Below are 19,939 nucleotides of genomic sequence, written 5' to 3'. Positions count from 1 at the left end.
GCTCGTCCACCCCCGCCCCCGCCCGGTTCAGCCGGCCGTGCAGGCCCTGCCGTTCAGCTTGACCGTGCCCGGGTCGGCCGCCGGGCCCGAGAGGCTGCTGTTGAACCCGAAGTCGACCGACGCGCCCGGCGCGAGGGTCCGGTTCCAGGACAGCGGAGTGGCCGTCACCGTCCTGCCGTACTGCGCGAGTTCGGCGCTCCAGGTGTGACTGAGCTTCTGGTCGCCGGGGAGCAGCCAGGTCAGGGACCAGGGCGTGACGGGCTCGGTGCCGGTGTTCCTCACCGTGACCGTGGTGGTCGATCCGGTGCTCCACGGGTGCGAGGAGTACGTGACCCGGCAGGCGCGGTCCGGGCCCGCGCCGTCGCCCGCGTCGTCCAGGTAGGAGGCGACGAAGGCCAGCGGCGCGTTCCAGTTGATGGCGACCTCGTTGGTGGCGTACGAGCCGTTGTCGTCGAGGTAGCACATGGCGGCGGCGCAGCCCTTGAGCTTCGTCGCGGCCTCGGGGTCGCCGGAGGTGGGTGCGGTGAGGTTGGGGCCGCCCGCGAGGGAACCGGCCGGCGGGTGGGGCAGGGCGGGGTCGGACTGGTGCGCCCAGAACCGGTGGTGCTGGTTCTGCGAGAAGCGCTCGCCGTACCCGGTGACGTAGGACTGGTTGAGCGGGTTGCGCCCGAACAGGTAGTCCGCGCCGCGCAGGACGGCGTCGCGGTAGCCGGCCTCGCCGGTGAGATCGGCGGCGGTGGCCAGCACGATCATGTTGTTCAGCACCTGGCTGTTGGAGCCCCAGGTGTAGTTCTGGCCCTCGGGGGCGTATGGCACGCCGTACAGCTGGTCCTCGGTCTGCTGCTTGTAGCGGTCGGCCGCCGTGGTGACGACGGCCCGCACATCCGCGAGTTGATCGGCCGTCAGGTCGTTCGGGACGGTGGCCAGGGTGAGCACGCCGAGTCCGGCGGTGCCGCCCCACCACATGCCGCCGTCGGCGGGGAAGGCGGCGTCGGGGTCTGCGTGCAGCGGCGATTCGAGCAGGGCCTGGCGGTAGGTGTCCTTGCCGGTGGTGGTGAACAGTTCGGCGGCGGCCCAGTAGAACTCGTCGCTGACGTCGTTGTCCTCGTAGGTCCCGCCTCCGACACCGTCGGCCGGGCTGGCGTACACCGCCGGGTGGGCCTTCGCGGCGGCCCACGCCGTCTCGGCGGCGGTACGGCACTGGGCCGCGAAGTCCGCGTCGAACGGCTCGTACAGCCGGGCGCACTGGGCGGCGGTCGCGGCGAGGTTCAGCGTGGCGGCGGTGGTCGGCGGGTGCAGTTCGCGCTGTTCGGGGTCGAGTTCGGGCCGCATCGGCAGACCGGTCCAGTTGGCGTCGTGCACCTTGTGGTGGACCATGCCGGCGAGCGGGTTCCCGGCCGGAACCTGCATGCGCAGCAGGAAGTCCAGCTCCCAGCGTGCCTCGTCGAGGATGTCGGGCACGTCGTTGCCGTGCTCGGGCACCCGCAGCGCGCCGTCGCCGAGTTCGGCGGACTCCGCCCCGTCGGCGGTCAGGGTCCGCTCGTACGTGTCCATCAGCTCAGCGACCGCGATACCGCCGTTCACCACGTACTTGCCGTGGTCACCGGCGTCGTACCAGCCGCCCCGCACATCGAGCCGGTAGTCACAGACCCCCGGCTGGCACGGCACGTCCGTGTCGCCCTTGTTGGGCGCCACACCAAGGTGCCCGGCCGGTCGCGCGTACTCCTCACCTACCAGATCCGCGTCGATCTCGATGCCGCTGCGGTTCTGGTAGAAGTACGCGAGCGAGTCGGAGCGCAGGCTGTCGTAGAGGTCGGCGCGGATCGAGAAGGGCTCGCTGACCTGCCCGTCCGCCTCGATCGTGAAGCCGTCCCCGGTGTCGGTGACAGCACCGAAGTCGAAGGTGTGGACGTTCTGCCGGGAGGTCGGGTCCTCCCCGCCCGGCACGGTCGTCCCGCTCGCGACCGCCGCCCCGTCGGCCGACTTCAACGTCCACGGCAGCGGGTCGGTCGCGTCGGTGACCAGGGTCCCGGTCTTGGGGCCCTGGGGGAGGTAGCCGACCTGGTTGACGCGGACGGGCGACCCGGTGTCGGGCTCGTACACGGGCGGTTCGGCGCCGCCGCGCAGGGACACGTCATCCAGGCAGAAAGTGGCCGCCTCGGACCCGCCGCCGACCTGGAAGGCGACCTGGGCCGCGTCCCGGTCGGCGGTCGCGGTGAAGACATGGGTGACGGGTGCGGCCTCGGCACCGATCTGATCGGTCGCGGAGAGATCGGTGGTGTACGGCTCGGTGGCCATCTGCACGTTGGTGTGAATGGACAGCGGTACGGTCGAACTGGCCGTGTACGTAAGGGTGTACGTCTCCCCGGCAACAAGCGGGATGTCGTTCTGCCCGACGATCGCGTCCCACGGGTTGGCGGTCCCCGCCTCCACGTCCGCGCAGAGCCGGCCGTCCACAACGGCGGCGGGCGCGTTGGCCGTCCACCACCAGGGCGCGGTCCCGGCGGAGAAGTCTCCGTTGGTGATCTGCTCGGGGGCCGGCTCGTCGTCGGCGGCGGCACCGGGCGCACTGAGGACACCGCCGAACAGCGCGGCGAGGGCCAGTACTCCGAGCGCGCGGCGTCTGCGGCGGGTGGGGGGCGGAGGCGGGGAGGCGTTCACCGGGGGCCTTTCGTAGCAGTAACGGGGCAGCCGAGCGGAGAAAGCAGGATGGGAGCGCTCCCACGACAGACGGGCATGCCGGGGAGGCGCGCCATGGGAGCGTTCCCATCACCGCGCAGCCATTGTGGAGCGGGGGAGGACTGTTGCGCCAGGGTCATGACACCCACACCTGGGAACCCCCGCACCCGCGAGACGTCCGGGTGGGGGCGCGCAGGGCAGTCCCCGCAGAAAATGGCGTACGACCGGGGTCCCCCACGTCGTCGGGTGAACACGCCATTTTTGAGGAGTCTGCCCGGAGGGCCCCCACCCCCACCCACCGGACGGTGGGCAACCCGCACCCCGCGAACGCCGCCACCCCAAGCCCACCGACCGGCGGGCAACCCGCCCCCACGGAGCAGCCCCACCCCAAGCCCGTCCGGCGCTTGAGGACGGAACCCCGCACCCCGCGAACGACGCCGCCCCCAGCCCGTCCGGCGATTGAGGACAAAACCCCCGCCCCGGCAAGGGCCGAGCCCCAAGAATGCCGCCCGCCCAAGGGCTACGCGTCGAGCACGTCCCGCCACTCCCGCACCGCGGCCTCGGCCACCGCCCCCGACCAGCCCCCCGTCCGCGCCGCGCCGCCGATGTGCACGGCGTCGATGCCCGCGTCCAGCAGCTCCGGCAGGTGCTCCAGGCGCAGACCGCCGCCGACGAGGATCTGCGGCTCGTACCCCGGCTCACCCTTGCGGGCCGCCTCGACGACCAGCGTGGGGATGCCGTCGTCCACCCCGGCGGCCGAACCGGCGGTGAGGTACGTGTCCAGGCCCGGCAGGTCCGCGAGGGCCTTGCGCAGGGCGTCCCGGTCGGCGGCCCGGTCGATCGCGCGGTGGAACGTCCAGCGGCAGCCGTCCAGTTCGGCGACGAGCCGCTCGACCGCGACCAGGTCGGGGTTGCCGTCCGCGTCCAGGAAGCCGAGCACGAACTCGTCCGCGCCCTCGGCGCGCAGCTCGCGCGCCTTGCGTACGAGTACGTCGATGTCGCCGGCCGCGAAGCCGTCGGCGACCCTGAGCATCACGCGCAGCGGGATGTCCACCGCGGCCCGGATCGCCGCGAAGGTCGCACAGGACGGGGTGAGGCCGTCCGCCGCCATGTCGGTGACCAGCTCAAGCCGGTCCGCACCACCCGCCTGGGCAGCGACCGCGTCCTCCGCGTCGAGAGCGATCACCTCCAGGACTGCACGGTTGCTCATGGGAACCCAATCCTCCAGGAAGCAGCTATAGGTCTAGTCCAATGGCCAGCCTACGGGGCGGTAGGCCGGCCGCGCAGCCCTCACCGTGAACGTGAAGATACGCGAGGTCAAACACCCGCCGGTCGAACGGTGGCGCGCGACCCCCGCGCCAACAAGGGATCGCCCTTGCGAATGGATAGGGGGTAGGGGTATACATGAACCACAACCAGATACCCCCCAGGGGTATGAAGACGAAGACATCCCACCCCACCTCACCCACAGAGGAGGCCACCATGTCCGCGCAAACCGCGGCCACCACCGCTGCCGGCGCCGCCGCAGAGGTCGATCTGACCATCGGCGGCATGACGTGCGCCTCGTGCGCGGCCCGTATCGAGAAGAAGCTCAACCGGATGGACGGCGTCACCGCCACCGTCAACTACGCCACCGAGAAGGCCCACGTCAGCTACGACGAGGACGCCGACGTCTCCGTACAGGACCTCATCGCCACGGTCGAGAAGACCGGCTACACCGCGCACGAGCCCGCTCCCCCGGCCCGTACCACCGACGTCTCCTCCGCCGCCCCCGCCGAGGAGGCGGACGAGCTGCGCCCGCTGCGGCAGCGCCTGATCACGGCCGTGCTGCTCGCGGTACCGGTGATCGCGATGGCGATGATCCCGCCGCTCCAGTTCGACAACTGGCAGTGGCTCTCCCTCACCCTCGCGGCCCCCGTCGTCACGTACGCCGGCTGGCCGTTCCACCGGGCGGCGTGGACCAACGCCCGGCACGGCGCGGCCACGATGGACACGCTGATCTCGGTCGGTACGTCGGCCGCGTTCCTGTGGTCGGTGTGGGCGCTGTTCTTCGGCACCGCCGGGATGACCGGCATGACGCACCCCTTCGAGCTGACCATCGGCCGCAGCGACGGCGCCGGGAACATCTACCTCGAAGCGGCCGCGGGCGTCACCGCGTTCATCCTCGCCGGGCGCTGGTTCGAGGCCAGGTCCAAGCGGAAGGCGGGCGCCGCGCTGAAGGCGCTGATGGAGCTGGGCGCGAAGGAGGTCACCGTCCTGCGCGGCGGACGCGAGGTGACCGTGGACACGGCGGATCTCCGGGTCGGTGACCGCTTCCTGGTCCGGCCGGGCGAGAAGATCGCCACGGACGGCGTGGTCGTGGAGGGCGGCTCGGCGGTGGACGCGTCGATGCTGACCGGCGAGTCCGTGCCGGTGGAGGTCGCGGTCGGCGACGCGGTGACCGGCGCCACGCTGAACGCGGGCGGCCGGCTCGTCGTGGAGGCGACCCGGGTCGGCGCGGACACACAGCTGGCCCGGATGGCGAAGCTGGTCGAGGACGCGCAGAACGGCAAGGCGGCGGCGCAGCGGCTGGCCGACCGGATCTCGGCGGTGTTCGTCCCGGTGGTGATCGTGCTCGCGCTCGGCACGCTGGCGTTCTGGCTGATCGACGGGGCCGGCCTGACGGCCGCGTTCACGGCGGCGGTGGCGGTCCTGATCATCGCCTGCCCCTGCGCCCTGGGCCTCGCGACACCCACCGCCCTCATGGTCGGCACCGGACGCGGCGCCCAGCTCGGCATCCTCATCAAGGGCCCCGAAGTCCTGGAATCAACCCGCCGCGTCGACACCATCGTCCTCGACAAGACCGGCACCGTCACCACCGGCCGCATGACCCTCCAGACCATCCACACCACCCCCACCACCACCGAAACCGACGTCCTCCGCCTCGCCGGAGCACTCGAACACGCCTCCGAACACCCCATCGCCCAAGCCATCGCCACCGGAGCCACCGACCGCACCGGAGCCCCCCTCCCCACCCCCGAGGACTTCACCAACGCCCCCGGACTCGGCGTCCAGGGCATCGTGGAGGGCCACGCGGTCCTCGTGGGCCGCGAGCAGCTGCTCGCCCAGTGGGAGATCCGTCTCCCGGCGGAGCTGGCCCGCCGCAAGGCCGAGGCGGAAGCGGCCGGCCGTACGGCCATAGCGGTGGCCTGGGACGGCGAGGCGCGTGCGGTCCTGGAGGTGGCCGACGCGGTGAAGGACACCAGCGCGGACGCGATCAAGCGGCTGCGCCGGCTGGGCCTGAAGCCGATCCTGCTGACCGGCGACAACCGGGCGGTGGCCGAGTCGGTCGCGGCCGAGGTCGGGATCGACCAGGTGTACGCGGAGGTCCTGCCGCAGGACAAGGTCGACGTCGTCAAGCGCCTCCAGTCCGAGGGCCGTTCGGTGGCCATGGTCGGTGACGGCGTCAACGACGCGGCCGCCCTCGCCCAGGCCGATCTGGGCCTGGCGATGGGCACCGGCACCGACGCGGCGATCGAGGCGAGCGACCTGACCCTGGTGCGCGGGGACCTGCGGACGGCGGCGGACGCGATCCGGCTCGCGCGCCGGACGCTCGGCACCATCCGTACGAACCTGTTCTGGGCCTTCGCGTACAACGTGGCCGCGCTGCCGCTGGCCGCGATGGGGCTGCTGAGCCCGATGATCGCGGGCGCGGCGATGGCGTTCTCGTCGGTCTTCGTGGTCGGCAACTCGCTGCGGCTGCGGGGGTTCAGGGCGGGGGCCTAGGACCTGTCGTCAAACTGCCGTCTGCCGGGCGACGACGGCAGTTTGACGACAGGCCCGAGGGCCTGTCGTCAGACATGCCGGTACGCCGTGACCGGCTTCGGTTCCGGTCAGCGCAGGCGGGTGGCTGCGATCCCGCCGTCGACGTCGAGCGTCGCGCCGTGGACGAACGCCGCCTGGTCGGAGGCGAGGAAGCGGACCGCGTGGGCGATGTCGACAGGCCGTACGGGGACCCCGGCAGGGGTTCCCTTCGTCAGTTCGGCCAGCTGGTCCGCGCCGGCAGACGTGCCGCGGGTGGCCGTTGCTCCCGGCGCGACGGTGTTCACGCGGACGCCACGAGGACCGTACTCCGCCGCCCAGGCCCGGGTCAGCTGTTCCACGGCCGCCTTGGTCGCCGGGTACAGCGCCTTGAAGGGGACGCCCACCCGGGCCATCCACGAACCGATGTTCACGATGACGCCGGTTCCCCTCTCGGCCATGCGTGGCGCCAGCTCGGCGACCAGCACGTGCGGGGCACGGATGTTGGTCGCCCACAGCGCCTGCATCTCCTCGTCAGTGAGCGTCTCGGTACGCAGGCCCGGGTACACACCCGCGTTGTTGACGAGGATGTCGACGGCTCCGCCGAGGGCGTCCTGCGCGCGCTGGGCGAAGGCACGGATGTCGGCGGGCTCGGCGCCGAGGTCCGCGGTGACCGCGTGGGCCCGCCCGCCGTCCTTGACGATCCGGTCCACGACGCTCTGTGCCCGCCCGGCATCGCGGCCACTGACGACGACCTCGGCACCCGAGGCAGCGAGAACCCGGGCGGTGGCCTCGCCGATCCCGCTCGACGACCCGGTGACCAGCGCGGTACGCCCGGCAAGCGCGGTGTCGGAGGGAAGGGAGGCGAGAAGCTGCTCATTCGTTTCCATGCCTCAATCGTCCGCCTTCGTGCCGCCTCGCCCCTTGCCTGACACGATCAGCCCCTTGCCAGATCGTGTCCGCCGCGGCGACCGGCAGGAACAGGGCTTTGGATAGGGGCATGGACGCCGCGACTGCCCAGAGCCTCGATCGAGCGGCCGAGATCGTGTCGCGGCATGCCCGGGACCAGGCACGGGCGCAGACGCTCGGTCTCCGGCTCAGCCATGTCACCGCCGCGACCGAGCCCGGATACCAGCACTACACCCCGTCCCTGTCCACGGTTCTCGCGGGACGCAAGCGCACCCTCATCGGCGGTGACGACCAGGTCTGGGGCCGGGAGAAGTTCATCATCACTCCGGTCGGCCTGCCGCTCGTCTCCAGCGTCGTCGAGACCGACCCGCAGCGGGGCTTCCTGGCAGCCCGGTGGCAGCTCGACCCGAACCTCGTGGCGGAAGTCGCCGCCGTGATGCCACGCAAGGCGCACCCTGCGGGGCGAATGGACCGGCTGGGCATGTGGTCACCCGCCCTGGCCGACGCCTTCGCACGGTTGCTCGCCCTGCTCGACGAGCCCGAACACATCCCCGTCCTCGGCCCGCTGATCTCACGGGAGATCGTGCTGCGCCTGCTGCAGACCGATCAAGCGCCCCGCGTCCTCGCCGCACTCGACGACGGCGACCCCGTCGTACCCCGTGCCGTGAGCCTGCTGACCGACCGCATGGCCGAGCCGTGGTCCATGAGGACGCTCGCCGCCGAGATCCGCACCAGCGAGCCGACCCTGTACCGACGCTTCAAGGAAGCGACCTCCATGACACCCACGCAATACCTCAAGCGCCTTCGCCTCGGCGAGGCCCGCCACCGCATGGTCGTCCTCGGAGAATCCGCAGCACAAGCGGCCATCGCAGTCGGCTACCGAAGCGTTCCCCACTTCACCCGCGACTACCGTCACCTCTACGGAGCATCACCGGCGGCGGACGGCACCCGCCTGCGAGAACAGCTGCGCCGGGGAGGGTTCGGTGGCCTGCCCGGTAGCGGCGATGCCCAGCCTCCCCCGCCCTCGGAGCACTGAGAGCGGGGGCCGTGGACCGTACGGCCCCGTTGTCAGTGCCCGCGCCGGCGCTCCGCCCACTCCTCGTACAGCAATCCGTAGACCACCCGGTCGTACCACTGGTCGCCGACGCGGACGGCGGAGCGCCGCCGTCCTTCCTCGACGAAGCCGGCGCCCCGGAACGCACGCATGGCGCGCTCGTTACCGCTCCAGGTGTCCAGTTCGACACGCCGCACACGGCACGCTCCGAACAGGTGCTTCAGGAGCAACCGCAGGGCCTCGGAACCGTATCCGCCTCCCCAGTGGCTGCGTTCGCCGATGACGATGCCCACCGTCGCCTCCCCCGCGAATGGATCGATGTCCCGGTAGTCGGCAGTGCCGATGGGGCGGCCGTCGGCCAGGTCCTCGACCGTGAACGAGGCCTCGACACGCGGGTCCTGGCGGAGCCGGGCGTCGTGGAAGCGCTCCAACGACTCGCGAGTGATGGGGCCGTAGTGCGGGTCTCCGCCAGCGGCCCAGTGCACGACCTCGGGGTCGTTGCGCCACCGGAGATGGGCGTCGAGGTCCGAGGCACGAAGGGCACGTATGCGGACCAGCTTTCCGTCGATCATGCGGTGATCGTAGGGGAGACGAGGCGGCGCGCCCCGGCGGGCGGAACGGTCCGCACCGGCCGGTCCCCAGAGGCCGGCCGGCCCCACCGCCCCGCCCCGCAGGCCCGTTGTCAGTGCCCGCGTCTACGCTCCTGCCATGAGCGACTTGCTGCACGATGCCCTCCCCGGGCACGAGGTCAACCTCGTCTTCGCCCGGGGTCTCTCCCTGTCCGCACTCACCTCCGGACTGCGCGAGCTGAACCGCGAGCCGCTCGCCGAGGGCGAGGCGGACGGCTGGATGTGGGCGGTGCACGACATGGTCAACGACGAGCTGGAGGACTGGGAGAACGTCGACTACCGGCGGGTCTGCCCGCAGGGGGCCGAGGTCGTGGTGTTCGTGACCGAGCCGTGCAGCGCGAAGGCGCATGGCCCGAGCTTCGACTATCTGCGCGACGGCGCCTACACGCTCTCCTTCAGCTTCGAGGACCTGCGCAGCCGGGTGGGCGAGAACCCCGACTACATGTCGGCCGAGCTGCTCGCGGCGAACCTCATAGGCCCGGAGTCGGAGTGCACCCGGTGCGAGACGGAGGAGGGCCACGACTGCTACGAGGACCATGACTTCGACCGCGAGGAGCGGATCGCGGGCGCGATAGCGAAGTGCTTCGGCCTGCCGTCGCCGCCGCTCGCCCCGGCGGTGACGGCGCGGTGACCACACCCCTCATCGCCCCGGACACGTTCGTCACGTACGCCAGGGGCCTGGACCTGCCCGTGCTGAGCGCGATCTGCGCCGAGGTGGGCCTGCCCGCCCGTGCGGAGGGCGAGGCGGACGGCTGGGTCTGGGTGACGCACGACGCGGGCACCAGCACCGGCGGCAAGGTGGCGGACCAGGCGGGTCACGTCACCGGGTTCCGCTACGAGGACCGGCTCGGCAGCCCCAACCCGGTGGAGACGGTGTTCCTGGCCTCGACCCCGGCGTGCGACTGCCCGCACGGGCAGAACTACATGGTCCCGCACTGCGACGCGCACCCGTTCCACTTCATCCACAGCCGGCGCGGGTTCTCGCAGACGTACTTCAACATAGGCCGGCGCCGCGAGTCGCGACGCCACGGCGACCTGCTGGTACGGGAGTTGCTGGCGGCCGGCATCGTCGGCCGGGAGACCCCGCGCTACGAGGCCGAGCCCGGGTTCAACGACGACGGTGCCGAGACGCTGCGGATCATCGCCGACCGCTTCGGCCTGCCCGCTACGGGGTGAGCGCCGGACCGGACGGGGCACCCGCCCGCCGGGCCGGACAGGGCACCCGCCCCCTCAGCCCTCAGCCCTCAGCCCTCAGCCCTCAGCCCTCAGAAGATGTTCAGCTCGCTCTCGCGCGCCCCGTCCAGCTCGTACCGCGTACCGGTCAGCGGCCGGCCCGCGTACAGGCGGATCAGGGTCGCCCCGTCCCCGGTGTACCGGGCCGGTTTCCGGTCGTCCCGTCGCGCGCCGAGCGTCAGCTCGGTCGCGGCGCCGGTCAGCCGGGCGGTGAGCGGGAGCGTCTCCCGGGCACGGGTCACGGCCGCGAGGAGGGCGAGGGCGGGGCCGAGCCCCGGGCCCTCGTAGGCGCCCCGCAGGCCGAACGCCTCGCGGACGTCCCCGGCGTGCACCCACTCGCCGAGCGCGATCCCGTCCATCGCACCGCCCGAGGCCGCGACGACCGGCCCCGCCTCGGTCATACCGCGCTCCAGTTCGTCCACCACCTGCGCGTTCGTCCAGCCGGCCCGGTCCGCGATGTCCCGGTCGTTGGACTCGGGGCTGAACACCCCCCGCTCGAAGCGGCCCTCCACCACCCGGTTCAGGGCGGCCCCGCAGTGCGCGAGGACGTCCCGCACGGTCCAGCCGGGGCAGGCGGTGCGCAGCTCGAAATCACGGTCGGATGCGTCCCTCAGCAGCGGCACGAAGAGGTCGCGCTCCGTGCGCAGGAGGAGACCGGGCAGGTCGGGATCACGTGGTTCGGTCACGGCCCCATGCAACCACCGATGGCCGGGAACCACCGGCTCGCCATGCCGAAGTGACGCACACTCAATTACCCTTGTGTACCAAGAGAGTTGGCATACACCTTAAGTCTCCGGGAGCCATCGTGTCCCTCTTGATCGATCTCGCCGGCCAACTTGTCCCTCACTTCTCCTACTTCGCCGCCCGCATGACCGATGGTGTGATGGAGGGCGCCGTGCAGCGGATCACGGACCGGACCGTCGACGCGGGCGAGGGCGCCTTCCGCCACCTCGTCGGGCTGGACGGAGCGGCGGCGGCCGACGACGAGGCCGCGCTCACCCCGCGGGCCGCCGACGAGCTGGACAGCATGGTGGCGAGGTTGAACACCGAGGAGCGCGAGCGGCTCGCCGCGGCGCTGACCACCTGGCTGGAGAACCCGCGCGGCCGTGACAGCCTCGTGGACCTGGTGGAAGCTCCCCGCTCCCGCCCCGGTCCCGGCCCGCACATCTCGGTCGAGTCGCACGGCGACTACACCACGGTGATCGGCAGCGTCGGAACGTTGAACCAGTACCCGAGAGACGACCTGTCGTGAGCCACGACCCCGGCGACAACGGCGGAATCTCCAGCCGGTCGTACGGTCGCGACAGCACGGTCATCGGCCGGGCCGACACGCTGTTCCAGGTCTTCATCCAGCGGGCCTCCTTCGTCACGGGATGGCTGTTCCTCGTCCTGACCGTCGCCCTCACCGGCTACGCCGTGTGGAACTGGCCCGGCGGCTCGCGCAAGCAGTACGTCGTCTTCTTCGTCTTCCTCGTCCTCGCCTTTCTAGCCGCCGTCGCCCACATAGGCGTACGCAGACCCGAGCGCGGCCGGGCCGGCGGGGTGGGCCGGGGGACCGGGGGCGCGCGGCCCCGGCTGCCCGATCTGCTGCTCATCGCGTCGCTCGTCTTCTCTCTGATCAGCTGGTGGTCGTTCCAGAACGTCGTACGCAACGGCGAGGTGGCGACGGTGATCCAGGTGACCGGGAAGCGGCCGCTGACCGGGGCGTCGGGCAGTGTGCTGACGCTGACGATGCCCCAGCCGGAACGCGCCGACCGGCGGGACCGGCTCCGGCTCACCCTGGAGGTCGGGGAGGACGACCCGAGCGCCCCGGCGTGCTCCCACAAGACGCGGGTCCAGCTCACCGCGGTCACCCAGGGGGTCAGTCCGCGCCGGTCCAATCTGCCCGCCCGTTCCACCACCGACTTCGCCCTCGGCGATCTCGCCGCCCGGTCCGGGACCTCCTTCGAACTGCGGGTGCGGACCGTCGAAGGCTGCACCCTGCGGCTGTTGGACTGGCAGGCCGTCCTGCACAACACCTGACGACAACTCACAGGGAGCGAGGCATGAGATGACAGGAGCAGCCCGACACCGGCGGGCGGTGACCGTCACGGCGGCCGTCGCGACGGCCGTTCTGTACGCGGCGGCGACCGGCTGCGACTCCGAACCCGAGTCGATCCTCAGCGACCGGACGGAGGTCGGGGCCAAGAGCGACCAGCCGGGCACGAGCTTCTCGCCGCACGACGGCGAGTACAACGGCTTCGACATCTCCGTGGTCGGGACCCTCATGAACATGCTCGGTTACGACACTCCGCGCTTCAGCGGGGTGCTGTCCAAGAACCGCGCCAAGCTGCTGCACGACGACCACGTCCAGTTGGTGGCCGCGACCTACTCGATCACCCCGAGCCGGATGGCGCCGAAGGACAAGGGCGGCGACGACCTCGACTTCGTCGGCCCGTACGCCTCCACCCAGCAGGGCTTCCTGATCCGCAAGGACGACCGGAGCATCCGCACCCTGGCCGACCTCGACGGCAAGGTCGTCTGCGTCTGGAAGGGCACCACGTCCGCCAACGAGCTCAACAAGCCGGCGCACGACAAGATCGTCAAGCGTACGGAGGAGGACGCGAGCTACTGCGTGAAGGCGCTCAAGGACAAGGAGGTCGACGCGGTCTCCACGGACCAGCTGATCCTTTACGGGTTCATGCAGGCCAATCCGTCGCTCAGGGTCGTGCCCGGCATCAAGTTCGGGGAGCCCAACGACTACGGCATCGCCATGGCCAAGGGGCACCGCAAGGACTGCGTCCGGCTGCGCGACGCGCTCACGCAGTACATCCGCCAGGCGACCTCCTGGGAACGCGACTTCCAGAACAGCCTTCCCGCCGTCCCCAAGGAGACCCGGGACGAGGCCAAACCCACCGAGGACGAGATCATGGCCCTGTCCTGCGTGGACCGGCCGGGCGACAGCCCCGCCGACTGACCGGCGGGGACCAGGGCCCTGTCGTCGCATTCCCGTCCGCCGGCCGACGCCGTGCACGCACTCCCGCCGCACCGGCCCGCCCTCCGGGCGAACGACGGGAACGTGACGACAGGCCCTAAGGGCTGTCCCGTAATTCCTGGTGGATCAGCGCCCGGCGTCAGATGCGGTGCATCGCAAGGCAGAGAGGCGCCCGCATACGGGATGTATTCGGGCGTTTCGACAACGCGGCGAGGTGCCGTAGCTGACGTCGTGCGCCCGCCAGGAATTGCGGGACAGCCCTTAGAGTCGCCGCCATGACCGACAGCGCGCAGAGTCTCCGCATCCGATGGCAGGAAGCCCTCGTCGCCGCCCGGGGCGGCGACGAGGGCCCCGACCCGCTGCCGTACGCCGACAACCTCCTGGCGCGCTGGGCCGAGCCGCAGCGCAAGTACCACACCACCGCGCACCTCGCGGCGGTCCTCGACCGGATCGACACGCTCGCCGGTCATGCCGCCGACGCGGACGCGGTACGCCTGGCCGCCTGGTTCCACGACGCGGTCTACCGGCCCGACCGCTCGGAGAACGAGGAGCGCAGCGCCGTACTCGCCGAGCGCGCGCTGCCCGAGGCGGGGGCGCCGGACGCCGTCACCGCGGAGGTCGCCCGGCTGGTCCGGCTCACCGTCACGCACGATCCGGCCACGGGCGACGCCAACGGCGAGGTGCTGTGCGACGCGGACCTGGCGATCCTGGCGGCGGCGCCGAAGGAGTACGGGGAGTACGCGGCTCAGGTGCGCGAGGAGTACGGCTTCGTCCCGGACGAGGCGTTCCGGGAGGGGCGGGCCGCCGTGCTGCGGCAGCTGCTGGGGCTGCCCAGGCTGTTCCGTACGCCGTACGGGGCGGCCGAGTGGGAGCCGAGGGCGCGGCAGAACCTGCTGACGGAACTGGAGCTGCTGACCGGCGCGTGACCCGGCGCACGCGCCGGCGGGAGCGCCGGAGCGCGCGGCCAGGAGGCACCCACGGCGACGGCCGCCGGGAACACCCCGGGAATACCCGGGGAATGCCAGGGCTGTTTTCGCTGTTGGCAGCTGTCATGCCCGACTCCGCCGCTCGCGGCCGCTCCCGTATGCCTCTGGCCGTCTACATCCTCGGCCTCTCGGTCTTCGCCCTCGGAACGAGCGAGTTCATGCTCTCCGGGCTGCTGCCGCCGATCGCCGAAGACATGAACGTGTCGATCCCGCGTGCCGGGCTCCTGATATCCGCCTTCGCGATCGGCATGGTGATCGGTGCCCCGCTGCTCGCGGTGGCGACCCTGCGGCTGCCCCGCCGCACCACGCTCATCGCGCTGATCTCGGTCTTCGGCCTCGGGCAGGTCGCGGGCGCGCTCGCACCGACGTACGAGGTGCTGTTCGTCTCCCGCGTGGTCAGCGCGTTCGCGTGCGCGGGGTTCTGGGCCGTCGGCGCGGCGGTCGCCATCGCGATGGTGCCGGTGAACGCGCGGGCCCGCGCCATGGCCGTGATGATCGGCGGGCTGTCCATCGCCAATGTGCTGGGCGTGCCGCTGGGGGCGTTCCTCGGGGAGAACCTCGGCTGGCGTTCGGCGTTCTGGGCGGTCGGCGCGGCCTCGGCGGTGGCGCTGGTGGGGGTGATGACGCTGATCCCGCGCATCCCGCTCCCGGCCGAGAAGCCGCAGCTGAGGCGTGAGATGGCCATCTACCGCGACCGGCAGGTGTGGCTGTCCGTCGTGCTCACCGCGCTCGCGGCGGGCGGGGTGTTCTGCGCGTTCAGCTATCTCGCACCGCTGCTGACGGATGTCGCCGGACTCGAATCGGGCTGGGTGCCGACCGTGCTGGCGCTGTTCGGGTTCGGGGCGCTGGTCGGTACGACGATCGGCGGCCGGGTCGCGGACGCGCACCTGTTCGGGGTGCTGCTGAGCGGGATCGCGGCGTCCACCGTGTTCCTGGCCGCGCTCGCGCTGTTCGCCTCGAACCAGGCGGCCGTGATCGCACTGTCGTTCCTGCTGGGCCTGTCGGCGTTCTACACGGCGCCGGCGCTGAACGCCCGGATGTTCAACGTGGCGGGCGCCGCCCCGACCCTCGCCGGGGCGACGACGACCGCCGCGTTCAACCTGGGCAACACCGGAGGGCCCTGGCTGGGCGGCGCGGTGATCGACGCGGACTTCGGGTTCGAGGCGACCGCGTGGGCGGGCGCGGCGATGACGGTGGCGGCGCTGGCGACCGTGGTGGTGTCGCTGCGGCTCCAGCGGGCGCGCGGCTCGGCGTCCCGGCTGGTGGCGGCGGGCTCGGTGGGCAAGGGCGCGGCGGTGGAGTCCGCCGCCGACTGCGCGGCCGGCTGAGCCGGAGGCGCGCGCACACCCGGCCGCCACGCACCCTCACACGCGCGGCGCCGGGCGGTGCTTCGGGCGGCGCAGGCCGGCCTCAGTGATGCGGCGGACCAGTTCCTTGGAGCCGATCTGCTGGGCGCCCGCCCGTACCGCGTCCTCGTATCGGGCGTCCGGGATGTCGTAGTGGTCCCGCTCGAAGGCCCGGGGCGGGCAGCCCATGGACGCCGCGAAGGCGTGCAGCTCGTCGAACGAGACATCGCTGACCAGGTGGGACCAGAACCTGCCGTGTCCCGGCCAGTTCGGCGGGTCGATGTAGAGGGTCACGGGCGCGGTATCCCGCTGAGCCCGCCGACCGGCGCGACCGCGACCGCGGTCCTGGCGCAGACCCAGTGCGGGTGCGGGCCGAGCTCCGGTTCGACGTCCAGGGCGTGCGGGTCGCCCGCGTCGCAGACCGGGCACAGCGGCCAGCGGCCGTACTTCTCCAGCAGCGCGTCCTGTACGTCCTGGGCGACCAGGCCCACGACGAACTCGACGCCGTCCGGCCACTGCTCCACCCACCAGCGCCGGTGCGTCACCGCGTCCTCGACCATCGAGACGATCTGCGCCTCGGCGACGTCTCCGGCGGCGAGGTCGGCCATGACGAGTGCGCGGGCGGTGTGCAGCACCTGCTCCAGACGGTTCGGCTCCATGGGGCCATTCTCCACCTGCCCGGTGGCGGATTCCGCGGCTTCCGCCACAGGTCGGTACCAAAGGGGGGTTGACGGACTCCGGGGTTGAAAATATCTTTCAAAGGTGACCAATGACCTGAAGGAAAGTTTCAGTCCGGACTCGCCACCCGCCCCGGCAGCCCTGGCCGCCAAGGTGCGGACGCTGTCGCCGTCCATGACCCGCTCGATGCAGCGGGTCGCCGAGGCCGTCGCCGGCGACCCGGCCGGCTGCGCCGCCCTGACGGTCACCGGTCTCGCCGAGCTCACGGGCACGAGCGAGGCCACCGTGGTCCGCACCGCCCGCCTCCTCGGCTATCCCGGCTACCGCGACCTCCGCCTCGCGCTGGCCGGTCTCGCCGCCCACCAGGAGTCCGGCCGGGCGCCCGCCGTCACCGCGGACATAGCGGTGGACGACCCGATCGCCGACGTGGTCGCCAAGCTGGCCTACGACGAGCAGCAGACCCTCGCCGACACGGCCGCCGGGCTCGACACCGTGCAGCTCGGCGCCGCCGTCGCCGCTGCCGCGACCGCCCGCCGGATCGACATCTACGGTGTGGGCGCCTCCTCCCTCGTCGGCCAGGACCTGGCCCAGAAGCTGGCCCGGATCGGCCTGATCGCCCACTCCCACACGGACCCGCACCTCGCGGTGACCAACGCCGTGCAGCTGCGCTCCGGTGACATGGCCATCGCGATCACGCACTCCGGCTCGACGGGCGACGTCATAGAGCCGCTGCGGGTCGCCTTCGACCGGGGCGCGACGACGGTCGCCATCACCGGCCGCCCCGACGGCCCGGTCACGCAGTACGCGGACCACGTGCTGACCACGTCCACGGCCCGCGAGAGCGAGCTGCGCCCGGCCGCGATGTCGAGCCGCACCAGCCAGCTCCTGGTCGTGGACTGCCTGTTCATAGGCGTCGCGCAGCGTACGTACGAGACGGCGGCCCCGGCCCTCGCCGCCTCCTACGAGGCGCTGGCCCACCGGCACAACCCGCGCACCCGCTGACCGTCGCCGGGCCACCCCGGCACCCGCACCCGCACCCGCAGAACCGCACGCGTTACGAGAAAGCAGAGCCGCTCTCCATGACCTCCCTCACCGACGCCGACGCCACCACCCCCGACGGGTACGGCGAGCTGCGCGCCCAGCTCGCCACACTGACCACCGAGGCGTTCCGCCCGGAGCTGGCCGAGATCGACCGGCTGGCCACCGACGAGATCGCCCGGATCATGAACGGCGAGGACCAGACCGTCCCCGCCGCCGTCGCCGCGCGCCTCCCCGAGATCGCCGCCGCGATCGACGCCGTCGCGGAGCGCATGGCCCGGGGCGGCCGGCTGATCTACGCGGGCGCGGGCACCGCGGGCCGGCTCGGCGTGCTGGACGCCAGCGAGTGCCCGCCCACCTTCAACACCGACCCGGCCGACGTCATCGGCCTCATCGCGGGCGGCCCGTCCGCGATGGTCACCGCCGTGGAGGGGGCCGAGGACAGCAAGGAGCTGGCCGCCGCCGACCTCGAAGCGCTGGGGCTCACCGCCGATGACACGGTGGTCGGCATCTCCGCCTCCGGCCGTACGCCGTTCGCGATCGGGGCCGTCGAGCACGCCCGCGCGAAGGGCGCCCTGACCCTCGGCCTGTCGTGCAACGCGGACTCCGCGCTGGGCGCCGCCGCCGAGCACCCGATCGAGGTCGTCGTCGGCCCCGAGCTGCTGACCGGCTCCACCCGCCTCAAGGCGGGCACCGCGCAGAAGCTCGTCCTCAACATGATCTCCACGATCACGATGATCCGGCTCGGCAAGACGTACGGAAACCTCATGGTCGACGTGCGCGCCTCCAACGAGAAGCTGCGCGCCCGCTCGCGCCGCATCGTCTCGCTGGCCACGGGAGCGTCGGACGAGGAGATCGAGACGGCGCTCACCGCCACCGACGGCGAGGTGAAGAACGCCATCCTGACCATCCTCGGCCAGGTCGACGGCCCCACCGCCGCCGGCCTCCTGTCCGCGTCGGACGGCCACCTGCGCGCCGCCCTCGCCGCCGCCCCCCGCACCACCTGACCCACCGCACCACCCCTCCCCCGCACAGCAAGGCACCACGCACCATGGCTACAGAAGACAAGAACCGCGCCACTGCCGCCGCGATCCTTCCGCTCGTCGGTGGCGCCGCGAACGTCAGCTCCATCTCCCACTGCATGACCCGGCTCCGGCTGGGCCTGCACGATCGTTCGCTCGTCCAGGACGAGGCACTGAAGGCCGTGCCCGCCGTCATGGGCGTGGTCGAGGACGACACGTACCAGATCGTGCTCGGTCCCGGTACGGTCGCCCGCGTCACCCCGGAGTTCGAGAAGCTGGTCGAGGAGGGCCGGGCCGAGGCCCCTGCCCCCGCCGCCCCGCTCACGGCGGAGGAGCTGGCCGCGCAGGGCGCCGAGATGAAGGCGGCCCGCAAGGCGAGGAACGCCACGCCGTTCAAGCTGTTCCTGCGCCGGATCGCGAACATCTTCGTGCCGCTGATCCCGGCTCTGATCGGATGCGGCATCATCGCCGGGCTCAACGGCCTGCTGGTCAACCTCGGCTGGCTCCCGTCGGTCACCCCGGCGCTCGCGGCGATGGCGTCCGGCTTCATGGCGCTGATCGCGGTCTTCGTCGGCTTCAACACGGCCAAGGAGTTCGGCGGCACCCCGATCCTGGGCGGCGCGGTCGCGGCGATCATCGTCTTCCCGGGCGTCGCGAACATCGAGGCGTTCGGCCAGAAGCTCTCCCCCGGCCAGGGCGGCGTGCTCGGCGCGCTGGGCGCGGCGGTGCTCGCGGTGTACGTGGAGAAGTGGTGCCGCCGCTGGGTGCCGGAAGCGCTGGACGTCCTCGTCACACCGACGCTGACGGTCCTGATCTCCGGCCTGGTCACGATCTTCGGCCTGATGTACGTGGCGGGCGAGATCTCCACCGCGATCGGCACGTTCGCGGACTGGCTGCTCTCCAACGGCGGCGCGGGCGCGGGTCTCGTCCTCGGCGGCTTCTTCCTCCCGCTGGTCATGCTGGGCCTGCACCAGGCGCTGATCCCGATCCACACGACGCTGATCGAGCAGCAGGGCTACACGGTCCTGCTCCCGATCCTCGCCATGGCCGGAGCGGGCCAGGTCGGCGCGGCCATCGCGGTCTTCTTCCGCCTCCCGCGCAACGAGTCGATCCGCAGGACCATCAAGTCCGCCCTGCCCGCGGGCTTCCTGGGCGTCGGCGAACCCCTGATCTACGGCGTCTCGCTCCCGCTGGGCCGCCCGTTCGTCACGGCGTGCGTGGGCGGTGCGTTCGGCGGCGCGTTCGTCGGCTTCTTCAACCAGCTGGGCGACGCGGTCGGCTCCACGGCGATCGGCCCGTCCGGCTGGGCCCTGTTCCCGCTGCTCGACGGCAACCACGGCCTGGGAGCGACGGTCGCGATCTACGCGGGCGGCCTCCTCGTCGGCTACCTGGCGGGCTTCGTCGCCACGTACTTCTTCGGCTTCAGCAAGGACCTCCTGGCCGAGTTCAACGTGTCCCAGGACCCGACGGCCACCCCGGCGACCGCTCCGGACCCGGACCCGGCCCCGGCCCCGGCGTCCGCGACGGCGAAGGAACCGGCGGCGCTCTGAGGCGCAAGACCGACAGCAGTTGGTGACCGGCATGAGGTGCAATGCCCCACCGTCAGGCGCG

Annotated in this window: 19 protein-coding genes; 12 read left to right on the top strand and 7 right to left on the bottom strand. The window is 72.0% G+C overall.

Translation table 11 applies throughout. The features are described 5' to 3' along the window. Positions 1 to 27: 27 nt before the first annotated feature. Positions 28 to 2,661 (bottom strand): glycoside hydrolase family 9 protein, encoded by a 2,634-nt coding sequence (locus P8A18_RS19010; protein ID WP_306056041.1) that lies wholly within the window; start codon positions 2,659 to 2,661, stop codon positions 28 to 30. 538 nt (positions 2,662 to 3,199) lie between these two features. Next, complete coding sequence (locus P8A18_RS19005; RefSeq protein WP_018554895.1) at positions 3,200 to 3,889, bottom strand: copper homeostasis protein CutC; 690 nt, start codon at positions 3,887 to 3,889, stop codon at positions 3,200 to 3,202. Positions 3,890 to 4,161: 272 nt separating this feature from the next. On the opposite strand from P8A18_RS19005, the gene P8A18_RS19000 reads away from it, so the two are divergent. Then, positions 4,162 to 6,444 carry a heavy metal translocating P-type ATPase gene (locus P8A18_RS19000; RefSeq protein WP_306056040.1) on the top strand — a complete coding sequence of 761 codons (2,283 nt, stop codon included), beginning with the start codon at positions 4,162 to 4,164 and terminating at the stop codon, positions 6,442 to 6,444. Between the two features lie 107 nt (positions 6,445 to 6,551). On the opposite strand, the gene P8A18_RS18995 is transcribed toward P8A18_RS19000, so the two are convergent. After that, positions 6,552 to 7,349: an SDR family NAD(P)-dependent oxidoreductase gene (locus P8A18_RS18995; protein ID WP_306056038.1), complete on the bottom strand. Its 798-nt coding sequence runs from the start codon at positions 7,347 to 7,349 to the stop codon at positions 6,552 to 6,554. Positions 7,350 to 7,459: 110 nt separating this feature from the next. On the opposite strand from P8A18_RS18995, the gene P8A18_RS18990 reads away from it, so the two are divergent. Further along, the gene (locus P8A18_RS18990) at positions 7,460 to 8,404 is read left to right on the top strand and encodes an AraC family transcriptional regulator (RefSeq protein ID WP_306056037.1); all 945 of its coding nucleotides are present in this window, start codon (positions 7,460 to 7,462) and stop codon (positions 8,402 to 8,404) included. A 32-nt stretch (positions 8,405 to 8,436) separates the two neighbouring features. On the opposite strand, the gene P8A18_RS18985 is transcribed toward P8A18_RS18990, so the two are convergent. Beyond that, positions 8,437 to 8,994, bottom strand: coding sequence for a GNAT family N-acetyltransferase (locus P8A18_RS18985; RefSeq protein WP_306056036.1), 558 nt, complete (start codon positions 8,992 to 8,994; stop codon positions 8,437 to 8,439). Positions 8,995 to 9,130: 136 nt separating this feature from the next. On the opposite strand from P8A18_RS18985, the gene P8A18_RS18980 reads away from it, so the two are divergent. After that, positions 9,131 to 9,682 (top strand): hypothetical protein, encoded by a 552-nt coding sequence (locus P8A18_RS18980; protein WP_306056034.1) that lies wholly within the window; start codon positions 9,131 to 9,133, stop codon positions 9,680 to 9,682. Then, positions 9,679 to 10,227, top strand: coding sequence for a hypothetical protein (locus P8A18_RS18975; protein ID WP_306056033.1), 549 nt, complete (start codon positions 9,679 to 9,681; stop codon positions 10,225 to 10,227). The genes P8A18_RS18980 and P8A18_RS18975 overlap by 4 nt, the downstream gene beginning before the upstream one ends. Before the next feature lie 89 nt (positions 10,228 to 10,316). On the opposite strand, the gene P8A18_RS18970 is transcribed toward P8A18_RS18975, so the two are convergent. Next, positions 10,317 to 10,970, bottom strand: coding sequence for a maleylpyruvate isomerase family mycothiol-dependent enzyme (locus P8A18_RS18970; protein WP_306056032.1), 654 nt, complete (start codon positions 10,968 to 10,970; stop codon positions 10,317 to 10,319). Between the two features lie 119 nt (positions 10,971 to 11,089). Between P8A18_RS18970 and P8A18_RS18965 the strand changes: the two genes are divergently transcribed. From P8A18_RS18965 to P8A18_RS18945, 5 genes are all read left to right on the top strand, one after another. Next, positions 11,090 to 11,536 carry a hypothetical protein gene (locus tag P8A18_RS18965; RefSeq protein ID WP_306056031.1) on the top strand — a complete coding sequence of 149 codons (447 nt, stop codon included), beginning with the start codon at positions 11,090 to 11,092 and terminating at the stop codon, positions 11,534 to 11,536. After that, positions 11,533 to 12,306 (top strand): hypothetical protein, encoded by a 774-nt coding sequence (locus tag P8A18_RS18960; RefSeq protein ID WP_306056029.1) that lies wholly within the window; start codon positions 11,533 to 11,535, stop codon positions 12,304 to 12,306. The genes P8A18_RS18965 and P8A18_RS18960 overlap by 4 nt, the downstream gene beginning before the upstream one ends. A gap of 28 nt (positions 12,307 to 12,334) precedes the next feature. Beyond that, on the top strand, positions 12,335 to 13,240 hold the full coding sequence (locus P8A18_RS18955) for a transporter substrate-binding domain-containing protein (RefSeq protein WP_051094697.1): 906 nt from the start codon (positions 12,335 to 12,337) through the stop codon (positions 13,238 to 13,240). A 293-nt stretch (positions 13,241 to 13,533) separates the two neighbouring features. Continuing rightward, positions 13,534 to 14,184: an HD domain-containing protein gene (locus P8A18_RS18950; RefSeq protein ID WP_306056028.1), complete on the top strand. Its 651-nt coding sequence runs from the start codon at positions 13,534 to 13,536 to the stop codon at positions 14,182 to 14,184. 158 nt (positions 14,185 to 14,342) lie between these two features. Beyond that, positions 14,343 to 15,572: a Cmx/CmrA family chloramphenicol efflux MFS transporter gene (locus P8A18_RS18945; RefSeq protein ID WP_026250245.1), complete on the top strand. Its 1,230-nt coding sequence runs from the start codon at positions 14,343 to 14,345 to the stop codon at positions 15,570 to 15,572. A 36-nt stretch (positions 15,573 to 15,608) separates the two neighbouring features. On the opposite strand, the gene P8A18_RS18940 is transcribed toward P8A18_RS18945, so the two are convergent. Together P8A18_RS18940 and P8A18_RS18935 are read right to left on the bottom strand one after the other, a co-directional pair. Next, positions 15,609 to 15,884 (bottom strand): DUF4031 domain-containing protein, encoded by a 276-nt coding sequence (locus P8A18_RS18940; protein WP_018554885.1) that lies wholly within the window; start codon positions 15,882 to 15,884, stop codon positions 15,609 to 15,611. Further along, on the bottom strand, positions 15,881 to 16,249 hold the full coding sequence (locus tag P8A18_RS18935) for a DUF8819 family protein (RefSeq protein ID WP_026250244.1): 369 nt from the start codon (positions 16,247 to 16,249) through the stop codon (positions 15,881 to 15,883). Before P8A18_RS18935 ends, P8A18_RS18940 begins: the two co-directional genes overlap by 4 nt. A 103-nt stretch (positions 16,250 to 16,352) precedes the next feature. Between P8A18_RS18935 and P8A18_RS18930 the strand changes: the two genes are divergently transcribed. The 3 genes from P8A18_RS18930 (at position 16,353) to P8A18_RS18920 (ending at position 19,878) form a co-directional block, all read left to right on the top strand. Then, entirely contained in the window at positions 16,353 to 17,270 is a 918-nt protein-coding gene (locus tag P8A18_RS18930; RefSeq protein WP_018554883.1) for a MurR/RpiR family transcriptional regulator, read from the top strand. Positions 17,271 to 17,347: 77 nt separating this feature from the next. After that, entirely contained in the window at positions 17,348 to 18,313 is a 966-nt protein-coding gene (murQ, locus tag P8A18_RS18925) for an N-acetylmuramic acid 6-phosphate etherase (protein ID WP_306056026.1), read from the top strand. A 44-nt stretch (positions 18,314 to 18,357) separates the two neighbouring features. Beyond that, positions 18,358 to 19,878 (top strand): PTS transporter subunit EIIC, encoded by a 1,521-nt coding sequence (locus P8A18_RS18920; RefSeq protein WP_306056025.1) that lies wholly within the window; start codon positions 18,358 to 18,360, stop codon positions 19,876 to 19,878. Positions 19,879 to 19,939: the final 61 nt, after the last annotated feature.

The organism is Streptomyces sp. Mut1, from assembly GCF_030719295.1.
GTDB lineage: Bacteria > Actinomycetota > Actinomycetes > Streptomycetales > Streptomycetaceae > Streptomyces > Streptomyces castrisilvae.
The sequence above is the reverse complement of the archived record's forward strand: the minus strand, read 5'-3'. Positions and strand labels throughout refer to the sequence as shown.